This window comes from Bacillus sp. COPE52, assembly GCF_003355115.1.
Lineage (GTDB): Bacteria > Bacillota > Bacilli > Bacillales > Bacillaceae_G > Bacillus_A > Bacillus_A toyonensis.
The window spans coordinates 3934686-3953058 of the sequence record NZ_CP031292.1; the positions used below are offsets into that span (position 1 = coordinate 3934686).

Genomic DNA, 18373 nt, shown 5'->3' on the forward strand with positions numbered 1-18373 from the left:
ACATAGAAGAATTGAATACTTTAAATTGAGAGGGGTACTTAAATGAGTCAAGAAAAGCAAGTCTTCTCGATAGATTTAGCTGGTCGCCAGCTAACAGTTGAAACTGGTCAGCTTGCAAAACAAGCGAACGGGGCAGTATTAGTAAGATATGGCGATACAGCGGTTCTATCTACAGCAACTGCATCAAAAGAGGCTAAAAATGTAGATTTCTTCCCACTTACAGTAAACTATGAAGAGCGTTTATATGCAGTCGGAAAAATTCCAGGCGGTTTTATTAAACGTGAAGGTCGTCCAAGTGAAAAAGCAATTTTGGCAAGTCGTTTAATCGACCGTCCAATTCGTCCGCTTTTCGCAGATGGTTTCCGTAACGAAGTACAAGTTGTCAGCATTGTAATGAGTGTTGATCAAGATTGTTCTTCTGAAATGGCAGCTATGCTTGGTTCTTCATTAGCGTTATCAATTTCAGATATTCCATTTGAAGGTCCAATCGCTGGTGCAACAGTTGGTCGTATTAATGGCGAATTCGTTATTAATCCAACAGTAGAACAGCAAGAACAAAGTGATATTCACCTTGTTGTAGCTGGTACAAAAGATGCAATTAACATGGTTGAAGCAGGAGCAGATCAAGTACCTGAGGAAACAATGTTAGAAGCAATTATGTTTGGACATGACGAAATTAAACGTCTAATTGCATTCCAAGAAGAGATTGTACAAGCTGTAGGTAAAGCGAAATTAGAAATAAAACTATATGAAGTTGATGCTGATCTTAACCAAGCTGTACGTGAGATGGCTGAGAAGGATATGCATTCTGCAATTCAAGTACATGAGAAACATGCACGTGAAGATGCAATCAACGTAGTGAAAAAGCGTGTAATTGAGCATTACGAAGCTGAGGAAGCTGACGCTGACACATTAGGACAAGTAAATGAGATTTTATATAAAATTGTAAAAGAAGAAGTACGTCGTCTTATTACAGTTGAAAAAATCCGCCCAGATGGCCGTAAAGGTGATGAAATTCGTCCTTTAGCATCAGAGGTTGGTATTTTATCTCGTACACACGGTTCTGGTTTATTCACACGTGGACAAACACAAGCATTAAGTATTTGTACATTAGGCGCTTTAGGCGATGTGCAAATTTTAGATGGTCTTGGTGTAGAAGAATCAAAAAGATTCATGCACCATTACAATTTCCCATCGTTTAGTGTTGGTGAAACAAGACCGATGCGTGGACCAGGTCGTCGTGAAATTGGTCACGGTGCACTAGGAGAACGTGCTCTTGAGCCTGTAATTCCATCTGAAAAAGATTTCCCATATACAGTACGTCTTGTATCTGAAGTGTTAGAATCAAATGGTTCTACTTCACAGGCAAGTATTTGTGGTAGTACTTTAGCAATGATGGATGCTGGTGTTCCACTTAAAGCTCCAGTTGCTGGTATTGCAATGGGCCTAGTTAAATCTGGTGAGCATTACACAATTTTATCTGATATTCAAGGTATGGAAGATCATTTAGGTGATATGGACTTTAAAGTAGCAGGTACAGCACAAGGTGTAACTGCACTGCAAATGGACATTAAAATCGATGGTTTATCTCGTGAAATTTTAGAAGAGGCATTACAACAAGCGAAAGTTGGTCGTGTGCACATTCTAAATCATATGCTATCTGTTATTGCAGAGCCACGTACTGAATTATCAGCTTACGCTCCAAAGATTATTACAATGACAATTAACCCAGATAAAATCCGTGACGTTATTGGACCGAGCGGTAAACAAATTAATAAAATTATTGAAGAAACTGGAGTTAAAATTGACATCGAGCAAGATGGTACAGTATTTATTTCTTCAATAAATCAAGAAATGAATGACAAAGCTAAGAAAATTATCGAAGATATCGTTCGCGAAGTACAAGTAGGTGAAATCTACGAAGGAAAAGTGAAACGTGTTGAGAAATTCGGTGCTTTCGTTGAATTATTCAGCGGTAAAGATGGATTAGTTCACATTTCTGAACTTGCACTTGAGCGTGTAGGTAAAGTAGAAGACGTTGTGAAAATCGGTGATGTAATTACAGTTAAAGTTATCGAGATTGACAAGCAAGGTCGCGTAAATCTATCTAGAAAAGTATTGCTAAAAGAAGAGCAAGAAAAAGAAGCTGCTAAAGAAGAAAACAAACAAGAGCAGCAATAAGTAAAAGCCAGTTCAACTGGCTTTTTTGTTATGTAAAAAACATGATGTACACATATTTTTATGTCAGTATAGGTATAGTTTTCATTATAACGCTCAAATTAACAAAGATAAGAAGAAAAATATTTTTTATTTAGTTAATGGGAGGGTTTATATGAAAGTTCGTATATTGGCATACATATGTGTATTTTTTTTATATGTCAGTTTAGGCTCTTATTCCGTTTTTGCACAGGATAACTTGTATGAAGAAATTCAAAAACATGCAAAACAATATGAGATTGCACCTCAAAATGCGATCATTGATAAGATATGGAAAGCAACACCTGGATATAATGGAAGACAAGTCGATATTGAAGCATCCTATAACAATATGAAGAAGCTAAAGAAATTTGATCAAAAACATCTTGAATTCAAGGAAGTATCACCGAGTGTCCATTTAGCAGATTTATCACCAGCCCCAATTTATAGGGGACATCCAAATAAAAAGATGGTTGGATTAACAATAAATGTGGCATGGGGAAATGAGTATTTGCCTCGTATATTAGAGATATTGAAAAAACATGATGTGAAGGCAACTTTCTTTTTGGAAGGACGTTGGGTGAAAGAAAATTTACGATTTGCAAAAATGATTGTCGATGCAAATCAAGAAGTTGGAAATCACTCTTACACACATCCTAATATGAAAACATTATCGTCTGATGAAATACGAGAACAGTTACAAAAAACAAATCGAATGATAGAAGCAGCCACGAATCAAAAAGTAAGATGGTTTGCCCCGCCTAGTGGAAGTTTTCGAGATGAAGTCGTACAAATTGCAGATGATTTCCAAATGGGAACGATTATGTGGACAGTAGATACAATTGATTGGAAGCGACCAGAGCCAGACGTATTATTGCAGAGAGTAATGAGAAAAATACATTCAGGTGCCATTGTATTAATGCACCCTACTTCATCTACAGCAGAAGCATTAGATACAATGATTACAAAATTGAAGGAACAAGGATATAGAGTGGGGAATATAACAGAATTACTGGATGAAAAACGTGTGGATTAAATACATTTGCATGACATTCATCCTTAAACTTGTTATCATTAAATAATAGCGTTAATTTAGAGAAACTGGTAGTAGGAGGAAAGTTTTTGATTAAAAAATATACTTGTAAAAATGGTGTAAGAATAGTTATGGAGAACATACCAACTGTAAGATCGGTTGCGATTGGTATTTGGATCCATGCAGGATCAAGAAATGAAAATGAAAAAAATAACGGGGTTTCCCACTTTTTAGAGCATATGTTCTTTAAAGGGACGGAAACACGTAGTGCGCGCGAAATTGCGGAATCATTTGATAGCATTGGTGGGCAAGTAAATGCTTTTACTTCAAAAGAATATACATGTTACTATGCAAAAGTGTTAGATGAGCATGCTAAATATGCTTTAGATGTTTTAGCAGATATGTTCTTTAATTCAACATTTGATGAGGAAGAACTGAAAAAAGAGAAGAATGTCGTATGTGAAGAAATTAAAATGTACGAAGACGCTCCAGATGATATTGTGCATGATATGTTAACGAAAGCGACATATGAAACGCATCCGCTTGGATATCCTATTTTAGGAACAGAAGAAACGCTTGATACGTTTACAGGTGATACACTACGTCAATATATAAAAGATCATTATACACCTGAAAATGTAGTTGTTTCAGTTGCAGGAAATATTGATGAAGCATTTTTACAAACAGTAGAGCAATATTTCGGTAGTTATGAAGGAACAACAAACCGTGAACAAGTACATAGCCCAATTTTCCATTTTAATAAGGTAGCACGTAAAAAAGAAACAGAACAAGCTCATTTATGTTTAGGATATAAAGGCTTACAAATGGGACACGAAGATATTTATAACTTAATCGTATTAAATAACGTTTTAGGCGGTAGTATGAGTAGCCGTTTATTCCAAGAAGTACGTGAGCAACGTGGGTTAGCTTACTCGGTATTTTCTTACCACTCTTCTTATGAAGATACAGGTATGTTAACACTGTACGGTGGAACAGGTAGCCAACAATTAGATACACTGTATGAAACGATGCAAGAAACACTAGAAACATTGAAAAATACAGGTATTACAGAAAAAGAGCTTATGAATAGTAAAGAGCAATTAAAAGGAAACTTAATGTTAAGTTTAGAAAGTACGAATAGTCGTATGAGCCGTAACGGTAAAAATGAATTGCTGCTTCGTAAGCATCGTTCACTTGATGAGATTATTGAAAGTGTAAACACTGTAACAAAACAAAATGTAGATGAGTTAATCCGCAATATGTTTACGGATGAATTCTCTGCTGCACTTATTAGTCCAGATGGAAAACTTCCAAAAGGAATAAAACTATAATTGATTTTTGTGATGTACTCGAAAATAACCGTATCTCTTTTAAATGAGATACGGTTATTTTTTTTAGACATACAGAATAGGTACTAATAATGGATAACTTAAATTGAAAATTCGGTAGGGGGAGAGTGTATGCGATTAAGTGAATTAAGTGGTAAAGAAATTGTAGATTTAGAAAGAGCGGAAAAAATGGGGATTTTAGGGCATCTAGATTTAGAAATTAATGAGAGCGATGGACAAATACAAGCGCTTATCATACCTGTTACAAAATGGGGAGGTTTTAAAAAAGGACAACAAGAGGTAAGGGTGGAATGGAGAGATATTAAGAAAGTGGGGCATGACATGATACTTTGTGATATATCTGAACATTCAAATTCGGAGTGAAAGATGGCCATTTCGGCCGTCTTTTTTTTGTATATATAAAGCTGATAAATCATATGTGCTTTTTGTTTTTCAATCACCTCAAACTCGTACATTACATATGATGTGGAGGAAAAAGAAAAAGTAGGCACTTTTCTTATAAATGACAGAAAAAGAAGGTGAATTAGGGAATGTTGACTGAGATGCATATTGCTGTCATAGGAGGAGATGCAAGGCAGCTAGAAGTAATTCGTAAACTAGTTGAATTGGATGCGAAACTTTCATTGATAGGGTTTGATCAGTTGGATCATGGCTTCACAGGGGCAGCAAAAGAAAGTATACAAAATTTAGATTTTACTTCTGTAGATGCAATCATTTTGCCAGTTGCAGGTACAAATGCCAAAGGAGAAGTAGATACTATTTTTTCAAATGAAAAAGTTTCTATAACGAAAGAACAAATTGAAAATACACCAGAACACTTTACTATATATTCAGGTATTGGTACGCCTTACTTGGAAAATCTCGTATCTACTACAAACCGAAAACTTGTTAAATTATTTGATCGTGATGATGTGGCAATCTACAATTCTATTCCGACTGTAGAAGGCACATTAATGATGGTAATTCAACATACCGACTATACAATTCATGGGTCCAATGTAATGGTTTTAGGATTTGGTAGAACAGGGATGAGTGTTGCCAGAGCATTTCAATCATTAGGAGCCCACGTCAAAGTTGGAGCAAGACGATCGGAACATATTGCACGTATTACAGAGATGATGTTTTCTCCTTTTCATATGCAAAACATTGAGAAAGAAGTAGGAAATATGGATATTGTGATTAACACAATTCCACATCTCGTTGTGACAGCGAATGTTATTTCAAAAATGCCAGCTCATACGTTAGTAATTGATTTAGCTTCTAAACCAGGTGGTACCGACTTTAGATACGCAGAAAAAAGAGGAGTTAAAGCGCTATTAGCACCTGGATTGCCAGGGATTGTTGCTCCGAAAACAGCAGGACAAATTTTAGCGAACGTTCTTTCTCAGTTATTAGCAGAAGACGTAATAGCAAGAAAGGAGAATGGGGAATGAATTTAAAAGGGAAAAGAATTGGATTTGGTTTTACAGGTTCACATTGTACGTATGAAGAAGTGATGCCTCATTTAGAGAAATTAATTGCTGAGGGAGCAGAAGTACGTCCCGTTGTTTCTTACACTGTTCAATCAACAAATACGAGATTTGGTGAGGGAGCAGAGTGGATTAAAAAGATTGAAGAAACAACAGGATTTAAAGCAATTAATTCAATCGTTGGCGCAGAACCGCTAGGACCTAAAATTCCATTAGACTGTATGGTAATTGCACCACTAACAGGAAATTCGATGAGTAAATTTGCAAATGCAATGACAGATTCTCCAGTATTAATGGCAGCAAAAGCGACGCTGAGAAATGGTAAGCCTGTCGTATTGGCGGTTTCGACGAATGATGCTTTAGGATTAAACGGGGTAAATCTCATGCGCCTAATGGCCACAAAAAACATCTACTTCGTCCCATTCGGCCAAGACGCACCAGAGAAAAAACCGAACTCAATGGTAGCTCGTATGGAGCTACTGGAAGATACAGTATTAGAAGCGCTACAAGGAAAACAATTGCAACCGGTTGTCGTAGAAAAATTCAGATATATGAATTAAAAAACGAAAAAAAACGGACAATTTTTGATGAAACCATCATTCTTACTGTAGAATATGATAAAATTAACGTTATTAAGATTAGAAGGGGTATTGTATACTCCTTCTAATTCTAAGTTATAGAAGGATTGGTATCTAGAAAGGGGCATAGTGATGGAAAAGCAAAAAACTTTTCATGTCGCTGTAGTTGGAGCAACCGGCGCAGTTGGTGAACAAATGTTAAATACTTTAGAGAAACGAGAATTTCCAATCGGGAAATTAACGTTACTTTCATCTAAACGATCTGCAGGTAAGAAACTTGTATTTAAAGGCGAAGAATTTACAGTTCAAGAGGCGACTCCTGAAAGTTTTGAAGGAGTAGATATCGCACTATTTAGTGCTGGTGGATCTGTATCGAAACAATTAGCGCCAGAAGCAGCAAAGCGCGGTGCGATTGTTGTTGATAATACAAGTGCATTCCGTATGACAGAAAACGTGCCACTTGTTGTACCTGAAGTAAATGAAAACGACTTAAAAGAACATAATGGTATTATTGCAAATCCAAACTGTTCTACAATTCAAATGGTAGTAGCTCTTGAGCCAGTTCGTCAGCAATATGGTTTAAAACGAGTAATCGTTTCCACATATCAAGCTGTATCAGGTGCTGGTGCGGCAGCGATTGAAGAACTTCATGAACAATCACAAGCAATCTTAAATGGCGAAGAAGCTAAGGCGAATGTTTTACCTGTATCAGGTGATAAAAAACATTACCAAATTGCTTTTAATGCGATTCCACAGATTGATAAGTTCCAAGATAATGGATTTACATTTGAAGAAATGAAAATGATTAATGAAACGAAAAAAATTATGCATATGCCTGAATTAGAAGTAGCGGCAACATGCGTACGTTTACCAGTTGTATCAGGGCATTCTGAGTCTGTTTACATCGAAGTAGAAAAAGAAGGCGTAACAGTAGCAGAATTAAAGAGCTTACTTGCAAATGCAGAAGGTATTGTTCTGCAAGATAATCCAGAAGAGCAGTTATATCCAATGCCAGCTACTGCAGTAGGTAAAAACGAAGTATTCGTTGGAAGAATCCGTAAAGATTTAAATAACGATAAAGGATTCCATCTTTGGGTCGTATCTGATAACTTATTAAAAGGCGCTGCATGGAATTCTGTTCAAATTGCAGAGCGCTTAGTAAAATTACAATTAGTGTAAACGGCTAAGAGAAGGTGCAAAATATGAAAATAATTGTTCAAAAATTTGGTGGCACATCAGTACGTGATGAAAATGGACGTAAGCATGCGCTTCATCATATAAAAAAATCGTTAGCTGCTGGATATAAAGTAGTTACTGTCGTATCTGCTATGGGCCGTAAAGGTGAACCGTATGCAACGGATACGTTATTAAGTCTTGTAAATCAAGAGGAATCTACTATTTCTAAACGTGAGCAAGATTTATTATTATCATGTGGAGAGTTAATCTCTGCAATTGTTTTCTCTAATATGTTGAATGAGAACGGTATAAAAGCAGCGGCATTAAATGGTGCACAAGCTGGTTTTGTAACAAATGATGACTTTACGAATGCAAAAATCGTTGAAATGAATTGCGATCGTATACATGAAGAATTAGAAAATCTAGATGTAATCGTCGTTACAGGATTCCAAGGGCAAACGAAAAAAGGTGATACGACAACACTTGGACGCGGAGGTAGCGATACTTCAGCTTCAGCATTAGGTGTTGCGCTTCATGCTGAATTTATTGATATCTTCACAGATGTAGAAGGTGTTATGACTGCGGATCCTCGTATTGTAAAAGATGCACGTCATCTTCAAACGGTAACGTATAACGAAATTTGTAATATGGCTTACCAAGGTGCAAAAGTCGTTCATCCACGTGCGGTTGAAATTGCGATGCATGCAAAAGTACCGCTTCGTGTACGTTCTACGTATTCTGATAGCGAAGGTACGCTTATTGCAGCATACGATGGTGCTACAAAAGGGCAGGATGTAGAAGAACGTCCTGTTACAGGTATTGCCCACGTATCAAACGTAACGCAAATTAAAGTACTTGCAAAAGAAACGGCATATGATTTGCAACAACATGTATTTAAAGAAATGGCAAACGAAGGCATTAGTGTTGATTTAATTAACATTTCTCCTACTGGTGTAGCTTACACAGTAAATGATAATGTATCAGCTCGTGCTGTCGAAGTGTTGAAACAACTTGGATATGAGCCAATTGTGACAGAGCATTGTGCCAAAGTATCTATCGTTGGAGCTGGAATGGCAGGAATCCCAGGGGTTACTGCGAAAATCGTTACAGCTTTAGCAGAAAAAGGTATTCAAATTCTGCAATCGGCAGATAGTCATACGACAATTTGGGTTCTTGTAAAAGAAACTGATTTAGTGGAGGCTGTAAATGCATTACATAGTGCGTTTGAGCTTTCAAAAGAAAAGCAACTGGAACAATAAGGAGTGAGACCATGATAGATTTTGGGACAATTGCAACTGCGATGGTAACACCGTTTGATATAAATGAGAATATCGATTTTGCAAAGACAACGAAATTGGTAAATTATTTAATTGATAACGGTACAACAGCAATCGTGGTAGGAGGAACGACAGGTGAATCTCCTACATTAACTTCAGAAGAAAAAGTAGCGTTATATCGCCATGTCGTATCTGTTGTCGATAAAAGGGTGCCCGTAATCGCTGGAACAGGTAGCAATAATACACATGCCTCTGTTGACTTAACTAAAAAGGCAACAGAAGTTGGTGTTGATGCAGTTATGCTAGTAGCGCCGTATTATAACAAACCGAGTCAAGAAGGAATGTATCAGCACTTTAAAACGATTGCTGAAAGCACGCCACTTCCGGTTATGCTATATAACGTTCCAGGACGATCTATTGTACAAATCTCCGTTGATACAGTTGTTCGTTTATCAGAAATAGAAAACATTGTTGCGATTAAAGATGCAGGCGGCGATGTACTAACAATGACAGCAATCATTGAAAAAACAGCGGACGACTTTGCAGTATACAGCGGTGATGACGGTTTAACGTTACCGGCTATGGCGGTTGGAGCGAAAGGTATCGTTTCAGTAGCATCTCATGTTATCGGAAATGAAATGCAAGAAATGATTACAGCATTCCAAGCGGGAGAGTTTAAGAAGGCGCAAAAATTACATCAATTACTTGTAAGAGTAACGGATTCATTATTTATGGCGCCAAGCCCAACGCCAGTAAAAACAGCGTTACAAATGGTTGGATTAGATGTAGGTTCTGTACGTTTACCGCTTCTTCCATTAACAGAAGAAGAAAGAGTAACGTTACAATCTGTAATGCAATCTATTCCTCGTTAATAAGAAATGACCTAGTGTGAAACTAGGTCATTTTTATTTAGATTAAATATACGTGAGTGGTAAAAATAGCATAGTTAACGAGGTGTAATAAGAAGGGGACGGCATAATATTGGTTAGAAATTGATTATAGAGAGCATGTGTTTTTAGTGAATAGCGTTTTATGTTTATATACAGAACACACATGTATATTTTTCCATTAATATCTTATATAAGTAGAAAAAATAATAGGTAGTATGTGGAAAAAAACCTCGCAAATTACAACCTCAATTTAGCTTCTTATATAGTCTTTCATATAATTTAACTTGTGTTCTATTTCTTGTATCAGGTATAATATGGCTAAGTAGCTTAGTACGGGTATGCTTAGCAAAATTGGAAGAAATTATAATTTAATTAAATTTTCATATCATATCGAATAAGATATTTGATTTATATAATGAAAGAGAGGTGAAACCTGGTTTAAAAAATATACAAGGACATGATATCGCATAACGGTAAGGACATTCGTCTTGGACGGTGAATATATGGTGGTTGTAGAGTTTCCCCTGGTGTCTCTACAATTTTAGTGAAATCAGTGTTTGCAAGATTTTTAAACCAGGCAACAACATGAAGAGAAAAGAGAATGAGTCTGTTAAAGTATTTGCTCTTGGTGGAGTAGGTGAAATCGGGAAAAACATGTACTGTGTTGAAATTGATTCTGAAATCTTTATTGTAGATGCAGGATTAATGTTCCCAGGAGATGAAATGTTTGGGATTGATATCGTTATTCCTGATATTACATACTTAGTGGAAAATCAAGAGCGAGTAAAAGGTTTATTTATTACTCACGGTCATGAAGATCATATTGGTGGAATTGTTTATGTACTTCGTAAATTATCTATTCCAGTGTATGCAACGAAATTAACGGTAGGACTTATACAAGAAAAACTTGGTGAAGCGGGCATGTTAGGCCGTGTGGACTTAAAAACAATCGATTCAAATTCAACAGTAGAGTTTAATACTACAACAGTGTCATTCTTTGGAACGACACATAGTATTCCGGATTCTGTTGGTGTTTGTTTCCATACATCAAAAGGTGCTGTAGTGTATACAGGAGACTTTAAATTTGATCAAACTCCAATTGGAAATAATGGAGCAGATCTTGGGAAAATGGCACAAATCGGAAATGAAGGCGTACTTTGCTTATTATCTGATAGTACAAACGCTGAGCGTCCAGGCTATACAGGTTCGGAAAAAGAAGTTGGTGTAGAAATTTCTAAAGTGTTCTACGGTGCAGAAGGTCGTATTATCGTTGCTTCATTTGCATCGAACGTACATCGTATTCAACAAGTATTTGACGCGGCTGCCGAAACAGGAAGAAAAGTAGCGGTAGTAGGACGTAGTATGGTGAAAGTAGTAGACATTGCAAGACGTCTTGGTTATTTAGATGTTCCAGAAGGTATGGTTATTTCATTACAAGAAGTAGACAACTTCCCAGAGAAAAAGGTAGCTATTTTAACGACAGGTAGTCAAGGGGAACCGATGGCAGCACTTTCTAGAATGGCGAAGCAAGCTCATAAACAAATTTCAATTCGTAAAGGTGATACTGTTATTATTGCAGCTTCTCCAATTCCGGGGAATGAAATATCTGTATCGAAAATTATTGATTTGTTATTTAGAGCTGGAGCTGAAGTTATTTATTACGGTGAAAGAAAAGTTCACGTTTCAGGTCATGGTAGTCAAGAAGAATTAAAACTAATGTTAAATTTAATGAAACCTAAGTATTTTGTACCCGTACATGGTGAGTTTCGTATGCAAAAAGCACATGCATATTTAGCTGAAGATGTAGGTATTACAAGAGAAAATATTTTTATCGTAGAAAAAGGCGATGTAATTGCTTTTGGTGATAATGAAGCAAACTTAGTTGGTAAAGTGCAAGCTGGTAATGTCTTAATTGATGGATTAGGTGTAGGTGACGTTGGTAATATCGTTCTTCGAGATAGAAAGATGTTATCTCAAGATGGAATATTAGTAGTTGTTGTAACACTTGGTAAAGATGAAAAGAAAATTATCTCTGGTCCAGAAATCATTTCACGTGGTTTTGTATATGTTCGTGAATCAGAAGCATTAATTGAGCGATCTACAGAGATTGTACGCATGATTGTTGAGCAATCAATTAAAGAATATTCAATTGAATGGTCTATGTTAAAACAAAATATTCGTGAATTATTAGGGCAGTTCTTGTACGAAGAGACAAAGAGAAAACCTATGATTTTACCGATTATTATGGAAGTGTAAAAAAGATCACCTTTACGGGTGATCTTTTTTCTTTTTAAACCCTATCGAATGAAATTTATAACTTAAGAAATAATAGTTATATACGAGTGAAAGGGGATGCGATATGACAGAACGTGATCGTTATACAAATGAAGAAAAAGAAGCTGGGCCGAAAGAAGTTCCGAAAGAAGCTCCGAAAGAAGCTTCAATAGTGGAGAAAATTCAACAGCTTGGACAAACGAATGTGCCGCAAATGAATGAATCACGTATTCATTGTTTAACAATCATTGGACAGGTGGAAGGTCATGTTCAGTTGCCACCGCAAAATAAAACAACAAAATATGAGCACATTATCCCGCAAATTGTCGCGATTGAGCAAAATCCGAAAATTGAAGGTTTGCTTTTAATATTAAACACAGTTGGAGGAGACGTTGAAGCAGGGCTAGCAATTTCTGAGATGGTAGCTTCGCTTTCGAAACCGACGGTATCTCTTGTTTTAGGCGGAGGGCATTCGATTGGTGTACCAATTGCAGTTTCGACTGATTATTCATTTATTGCAGAAACAGCGACGATGACGATTCACCCAATTCGTTTAACCGGTCTTGTTATAGGTGTGCCGCAAACATTTGAGTATTTGGATAAAATGCAAGAAAGAGTCATTCGATTTGTGACGAAACATTCGAAAGTAACGGAAGATCGTTTTAAAGAACTTATGTTTGCGAAAGGGAATTTGACCCGAGATATTGGGACGAATGTAATTGGTGGAGATGCAGTGAAGTATGGTCTTATTGATGATGTGGGTGGCATTGGGAGTGCACTTCAAAAACTAAACGAATTAATAGAGGCTCGCGCAGATGATAATGCAGAAGGAACGATGCTACAATGATTCTATATACAATTATGCCAGAGCAACTTGTATACCCTGCCGATTATTCGCAATGTGAAAGTCAAAAAGTTGTAAATATACATGGTGTTGAATTAATGGTTTCTGAAGAAGAACATGGGTGTTATTCTATTGTGCGTGTGTTAAGTACGAATCCATTTCACTACTTAGAGTATGAGCCTGGTCAGAAAATAACCTTTTAGCAAAAAGAAGGATTTTGTTCAGAAGCTATGGTATAATATAAAAAACAAGACGGTTGAGCAGCCATGAGTAGGGGGCTGCTTTCTTCTGTTTATTTAACATTTTACAAGAAGTGTAAAAATAGAAGAGATAAAGACCTGAAAGAATAGAGAAAACAGACATATAAGTAGAGTTTTTTTAGAGGTTGTCCTTATTTATATGTAGAACACGAGGTGAAGAAATGGCAAAACAAAAGCAAAGAGGGACGAAGGCAAAGGCAAGACGTACGATAAAGCCAACTCTATATTATGAAATCGTCGGTTTGGCTCTTTTTGCACTTTCAATCATTACGATTTTACAGCTAGGCGTTGTAGGGAAATCGTTTGTGTTATTTTTTCGCTTCTTCTTTGGTGAGTGGTACATAATTGGTGTGTTAGGTGTAATAGCTTTATCGGTTTCGTTTGTTATAAAACGTGGATGGCCGAACCTTTTAAATAAACGGTTAATCGGTTTTTATTTAATTGTATTGGCGATATTAATGTTCAGTCATATTACATTATTTAACCTTCTTACGAAAGATGGAGCAGTGCAAAATACTTCTGTTATTGTGAGTACGAAAGATAACTTCTTTCTTGAAATGAAAAAAGGGCCAGATAGCGTTCACTTAGGCGGTGGGATGTTTGGTGCGCTCATGTTCGCAACATGTTACTTCTTATTTGATGAAGTAGGAGCCTATATCATTGGAATTATTTTAGTTATTCTTGGAATACTTTGTATAACAAATAAGCATATTGGAGAAGTTCTTGCCCCGGTGGGTAGAATTCTTAGAAGTCAATTTCAAGTTATGCAAGGGGATTATAAAGATTGGCGATCAAAAAGGATTGCTGAACAAACAGAAAAGAAAAAAACAACAAGAAGTTCAAGACACGCACGTGCTGTGGAGCAAGAAGAAGTGATTGAGCCGATGGAAGAGATGCAAATTGATCCCCCCATTATTTCAAATTTCACTGAGAATTATCCTGTAAATGAAGAAGAGGATAAACGGATGGAAGAAGAACATGTAACAGATCCAATTACTTCACCGTTTATTGAAGAAGCTCCACCTATTGAAGAGCCTAAGAAAAAGCGTGGAGAAAAAATTGTGGAATCTTTAGAGGCGGAAACAAGTGCCCCACCGATGCAATTTTCAAATGTTGAAAATAAAGATTATAAGCTTCCTTCGCTTGATATATTAAAGTTCCCAAAAAATAAGCAAGTTACAAATGAAAATGCGGAAATTTATGAAAATGCTCGTAAATTGGAACGTACATTCCAAAGTTTTGGTGTGAAAGCGAAAGTGACAAAAGTACACAGAGGTCCTGCAGTTACGAAGTATGAAGTGTATCCTGATATGGGAGTAAAGGTAAGTAAAATTGTTAGTTTAAGTGATGATTTAGCGCTTGCTTTAGCTGCGAAAGACATTCGTATTGAAGCGCCTATTCCCGGGAAATCAGCTGTAGGGATTGAAGTTCCGAACTCAGAAGTTTCTATGGTAACACTTAGGGAAGTGCTGGACTCTAAGGCTAATAATCATCCAGAAGAGAAGTTGTTAATTGGTCTTGGACGAGATATTACAGGTGAAGCTGTATTGGCCCGTTTAAATAAAATGCCCCATTTACTAGTAGCCGGTGCGACAGGTAGTGGGAAAAGTGTGTGTATTAACGGGATTATAGTTAGTATTTTAATGCGTGCAAAACCGCATGAAGTAAAATTAATGATGATCGATCCGAAAATGGTAGAGTTAAATGTATATAATGGTGTGCCCCATTTATTAACACCAGTTGTAACTGATCCGAAAAAAGCATCGCAAGCTTTGAAAAAGGTTGTAAGTGAGATGGAACGCCGTTATGAGTTGTTTGCTCATAGTGGTACGCGGAATATTGAAGGGTATAACGATTATATTAAAGCGCATAATAATCAATCGGAAGCGAAACAACCTGAATTACCGTATATTGTAGTAATTGTGGATGAGTTAGCAGATTTAATGATGGTTGCTTCGTCGGATGTAGAGGATGCGATAATGCGCTTGGCACAAATGGCTCGTGCGGCTGGTATTCATTTAATTATTGCAACGCAGCGCCCATCGGTTGACGTTATTACAGGTGTTATTAAAGCGAATATTCCATCACGTATTGCATTCGCTGTATCTTCTCAAACGGATTCTCGTACAATTCTTGATGGTGGTGGCGCAGAGAAGCTGCTAGGTCGTGGAGATATGCTATTTATACCAATTGGTGCATCAAAGCCTGTTCGTGTACAAGGTGCATTTTTATCAGATGATGAAGTTGAGAGAGTTGTAGAATATGTTATTGGGCAGCAAAAAGCACAATATCAAGAGGATATGATTCCACAAGATGTCCCTGAGACAAAGCAGCAAGTTGAAGATGAATTATACGATGAAGCAGTTCAGCTCATAGTGGAAATGCAAACAGCGTCTGTTTCTATGTTGCAACGTAGATTTAGAGTAGGTTATACGCGAGCTGCTCGTCTAATTGATGCAATGGAAATGAACGGTGTAGTAGGTCCATATGAGGGTAGTAAACCGAGAGAAGTGCTCATTAATGATGTACAAGAAAAAAGTTCTTAAAAAAAGCCTAATTGTTTTTGCAATTAGGCTTTTTTATATACTGTTTTTGTTATATACTATATTCAACAAGAAAGAAAGGGCTTACATTCAAGTCGATTCTTTAGAATACGAATGCTATGAGTGTGCCTTTTTATAAATGTTCGATATTCATTGTAGAAAAATGTTAAATTTTGTTGACACGTATGAGAGCAAGTGGTAAGATTACTTCGAAAAGAATCACTGCCTCATATAATCTTGGAGATAAGGTCCATAAGTTTCTACCTGGCAACCATGAATTGCTAGACTATGAGGGGAAAAGTGTGTAACAAAGGATGTAAGGGATCTTTGTGCCGAACTTTTTCTCGAAAAGAGGAATGTTTATGGTGCAAAGTTTTTTTTATGCAGTAAAGAGTGAAAATTTTATCTAAAAAAATTATTAATATTTATTCGACAATTGTGTTTATTTTTAGTGATTAGTCATGTTTACTATGTTGTAAGTTGAAAAAAGAGAAAAGAAGTCTTACATCAGAGGTCGAATAATTGAAATGCGGGGGAGTCTTATGTCAGTAAAATCCGATAGTCGTCACCTATATTTACGGGTGATTGATCACATCAAAGAAAAAATTAAAGATGGGGCTTACAAAGAAAGACAAAAGCTGCCATCAGAGTTTGATTTAGCGAAAGAACTTGGCGTAAGTAGAGCTACTTTAAGGGAAGCATTGCGTATTTTAGAAGAAGAAAATGTTGTCATTCGTAGACATGGTGTAGGGACGTTTGTAAATGCAAAGCCATTATTTTCTTCTGGAATAGAACAACTTTCTAGTATTACAGATATGATTTCTAGTGTGGGGAAAACACCAGGAACAATCTTTTTATCATCATCTACAACAACTTTAACCGAAGAAGAAAAAGAGAAGTTTAATAGTGAAGATGGTTTTAATGCAGTGATGATTGAGCGTGTGCGTACAGCGGATGGGGAACCTGTTGTATATTGCATTGATAAACTTGCAAAAGAAATATTGCCGGATTTATCGGGCTACAATGAAGAATCATTACTTACAGTGATACATAATAACACGCATAAGCGCATAACGTATGCGGTTGCTCATATTGAGCCGATTGGTTACCATCCGAAAATCTCACCGATTTTAGAATGTGAGCCTGAAACAGCACTGCTTGTATTAAAACAAATGCACTATGATCAAAATGATGAGCCAATCTTATATTCTATTAATTACTTTAGAGCTGATAAGTTTAGCTTCCACGTATTAAGAAAACGTATGTAAGTAAGTTCCTTTTTAGGGAGGTGACAGCAAGAAGTAAGGGACAGCAGCGTAAGAAGAAATATATATATCATTTTAGGAGGGGTTTCTAGTATGAAGAAAAAAGCAGGTCTTTTATTATCATTAACATTAGCAGCAAGTACAGTTTTAGGTGCATGTGGTAACTCGGATAAAGCGAGCAGTGACAAGAAAGACAGTAAAGACAATAAAGATTTCAAAGTCGGTATGGTAACAGATGTTGGAGGCGTTGATGATAAATCATTCAACCAATCTTCTTGGGAAGGGCTAAAAAAGTTTGGTAAAGATAACGATTTAAAGGAAAAGACAAATTATCGTTACCTACAGTCTGAAAAAGAAGCAGATTATATTCCGAACTTAAAGAAATTTTCAAAAGATAAGTATGATTTATCTTTCGGAATTGGTTATAAATTAGAAGGTGCAATTAAAGAAGTAGCAAAAGAATCTCCAAAACAACAATTCGCAATCGTTGATACTGTTGTAGATGCACCAAACGTAACAAGCATTACATTTAAAGATCATGAAGGCTCATTCCTTGTAGGTGCGGTAGCAGCTATGTCAACGAAATCGAATAAAGTAGGATTTGTTGGTGGAATGAAGAGTGATTTAATTAGTAAATTCGAAAATGGATTTAAAGCTGGTGCAAAGGCAGTAAATCCAAATATTGAAATCGTATCTGAATATGCAGAAGCATTTGATAAACCTGAAAAAGGTACAGTACTTGCTTCAGCAATGTATGGTCAAGGCGTAGATGTAATTTATCATGCTGCTGGTGGTACAGGTAATGGTGTATTCACTGAAGCGAAAAACCGTAAGAAAAAAGGTGAAAACGTTTGGGTAATCGGTGTTGACCGTGACCAAAACCAAGAAGGTATGCCTGAAAACGTAACATTAACTTCAATGGTAAAACGTGTAGATATCGCTGTTGAAAAAGTAGCACAAGAAGCGAAAGACGGTAAATTAAAAGGCGGTAAAATAGAAGCGTTTGGCTTAAAAGATGACGGCGTTGGTATTGCAAAAACAACTGACAACGTGAAAAAAGTTAACCCTGAAATTTTAACAAAAGTAGAAGAGTTTGAAAAGAAAATTACAGATGGTGCAATTAAAGTACCAGCTACAGATAAAGAGTATAAAGAATATGAAGCTTCTCTAAAAAAATAAATAGAGAAATAGCAAAGGTTAGTTCATAGAACTAACCTTT

15 protein-coding genes and 1 riboswitch are annotated in these 18373 nt (G+C 36.5%); all 15 genes read left to right on the top strand.

Annotated elements, in window-relative coordinates; genetic code table 11:
- Positions 1–42: 42 nt before the first annotated feature.
- The 15 genes from pnp (at position 43) to DPQ31_RS19860 (ending at position 18333) form a co-directional block, all read left to right on the top strand.
- Complete coding sequence (gene pnp / locus DPQ31_RS19790) at positions 43–2181, top strand: polyribonucleotide nucleotidyltransferase (protein ID WP_000076735.1); 2139 nt, start codon at positions 43–45, stop codon at positions 2179–2181.
- A gap of 151 nt (positions 2182–2332) precedes the next feature.
- The gene (locus DPQ31_RS19795) at positions 2333–3232 is read left to right on the top strand and encodes a polysaccharide deacetylase family protein (protein WP_000868234.1); all 900 of its coding nucleotides are present in this window, start codon (positions 2333–2335) and stop codon (positions 3230–3232) included.
- Positions 3233–3318: 86 nt separating this feature from the next.
- Positions 3319–4560 carry a M16 family metallopeptidase gene (locus tag DPQ31_RS19800; protein ID WP_097956967.1) on the top strand — a complete coding sequence of 414 codons (1242 nt, stop codon included), beginning with the start codon at positions 3319–3321 and terminating at the stop codon, positions 4558–4560.
- A gap of 129 nt (positions 4561–4689) precedes the next feature.
- Positions 4690–4941: a YlmC/YmxH family sporulation protein gene (locus DPQ31_RS19805; protein ID WP_097956968.1), complete on the top strand. Its 252-nt coding sequence runs from the start codon at positions 4690–4692 to the stop codon at positions 4939–4941.
- A gap of 167 nt (positions 4942–5108) precedes the next feature.
- Positions 5109–6011 carry a dipicolinic acid synthetase subunit A gene (gene dpaA, locus DPQ31_RS19810; protein WP_000954741.1) on the top strand — a complete coding sequence of 301 codons (903 nt, stop codon included), beginning with the start codon at positions 5109–5111 and terminating at the stop codon, positions 6009–6011.
- Complete coding sequence (dpaB, locus tag DPQ31_RS19815) at positions 6008–6607, top strand: dipicolinate synthase subunit B (protein ID WP_001049477.1); 600 nt, start codon at positions 6008–6010, stop codon at positions 6605–6607. The genes dpaA and dpaB overlap by 4 nt, the downstream gene beginning before the upstream one ends.
- Before the next feature lie 150 nt (positions 6608–6757).
- Positions 6758–7804, top strand: coding sequence for an aspartate-semialdehyde dehydrogenase (asd, locus tag DPQ31_RS19820; RefSeq protein WP_000414844.1), 1047 nt, complete (start codon positions 6758–6760; stop codon positions 7802–7804).
- 23 nt (positions 7805–7827) lie between these two features.
- A complete protein-coding gene (gene dapG, locus DPQ31_RS19825; RefSeq protein WP_000692465.1) occupies positions 7828–9060 on the top strand; it encodes an aspartate kinase in 1233 nt (410 codons plus the stop codon).
- An 11-nt stretch (positions 9061–9071) separates the two neighbouring features.
- Positions 9072–9950 carry a 4-hydroxy-tetrahydrodipicolinate synthase gene (gene dapA, locus DPQ31_RS19830; protein WP_208730911.1) on the top strand — a complete coding sequence of 293 codons (879 nt, stop codon included), beginning with the start codon at positions 9072–9074 and terminating at the stop codon, positions 9948–9950.
- A gap of 603 nt (positions 9951–10553) precedes the next feature.
- Positions 10554–12224 carry a ribonuclease J gene (locus tag DPQ31_RS19835; protein WP_000823093.1) on the top strand — a complete coding sequence of 557 codons (1671 nt, stop codon included), beginning with the start codon at positions 10554–10556 and terminating at the stop codon, positions 12222–12224.
- A 103-nt stretch (positions 12225–12327) separates the two neighbouring features.
- On the top strand, positions 12328–13089 hold the full coding sequence (locus DPQ31_RS19840) for a ClpP family protease (protein ID WP_208730912.1): 762 nt from the start codon (positions 12328–12330) through the stop codon (positions 13087–13089).
- A complete protein-coding gene (locus DPQ31_RS19845) occupies positions 13086–13289 on the top strand; it encodes a YlzJ-like family protein (protein WP_000605018.1) in 204 nt (67 codons plus the stop codon). The genes DPQ31_RS19840 and DPQ31_RS19845 overlap by 4 nt, the downstream gene beginning before the upstream one ends.
- A gap of 218 nt (positions 13290–13507) precedes the next feature.
- Entirely contained in the window at positions 13508–15892 is a 2385-nt protein-coding gene (locus DPQ31_RS19850) for a DNA translocase FtsK (RefSeq protein WP_199632589.1), read from the top strand.
- A 204-nt stretch (positions 15893–16096) separates the two neighbouring features.
- Positions 16097–16198: riboswitch (purine riboswitch) on the top strand.
- Positions 16199–16431: 233 nt separating this feature from the next.
- Positions 16432–17157 (top strand): GntR family transcriptional regulator, encoded by a 726-nt coding sequence (locus tag DPQ31_RS19855; protein WP_000114182.1) that lies wholly within the window; start codon positions 16432–16434, stop codon positions 17155–17157.
- Between the two features lie 90 nt (positions 17158–17247).
- The gene (locus DPQ31_RS19860; RefSeq protein ID WP_000725766.1) at positions 17248–18333 is read left to right on the top strand and encodes a BMP family lipoprotein; all 1086 of its coding nucleotides are present in this window, start codon (positions 17248–17250) and stop codon (positions 18331–18333) included.
- The last annotated feature ends 40 nt before the right edge of the window (positions 18334–18373 follow it).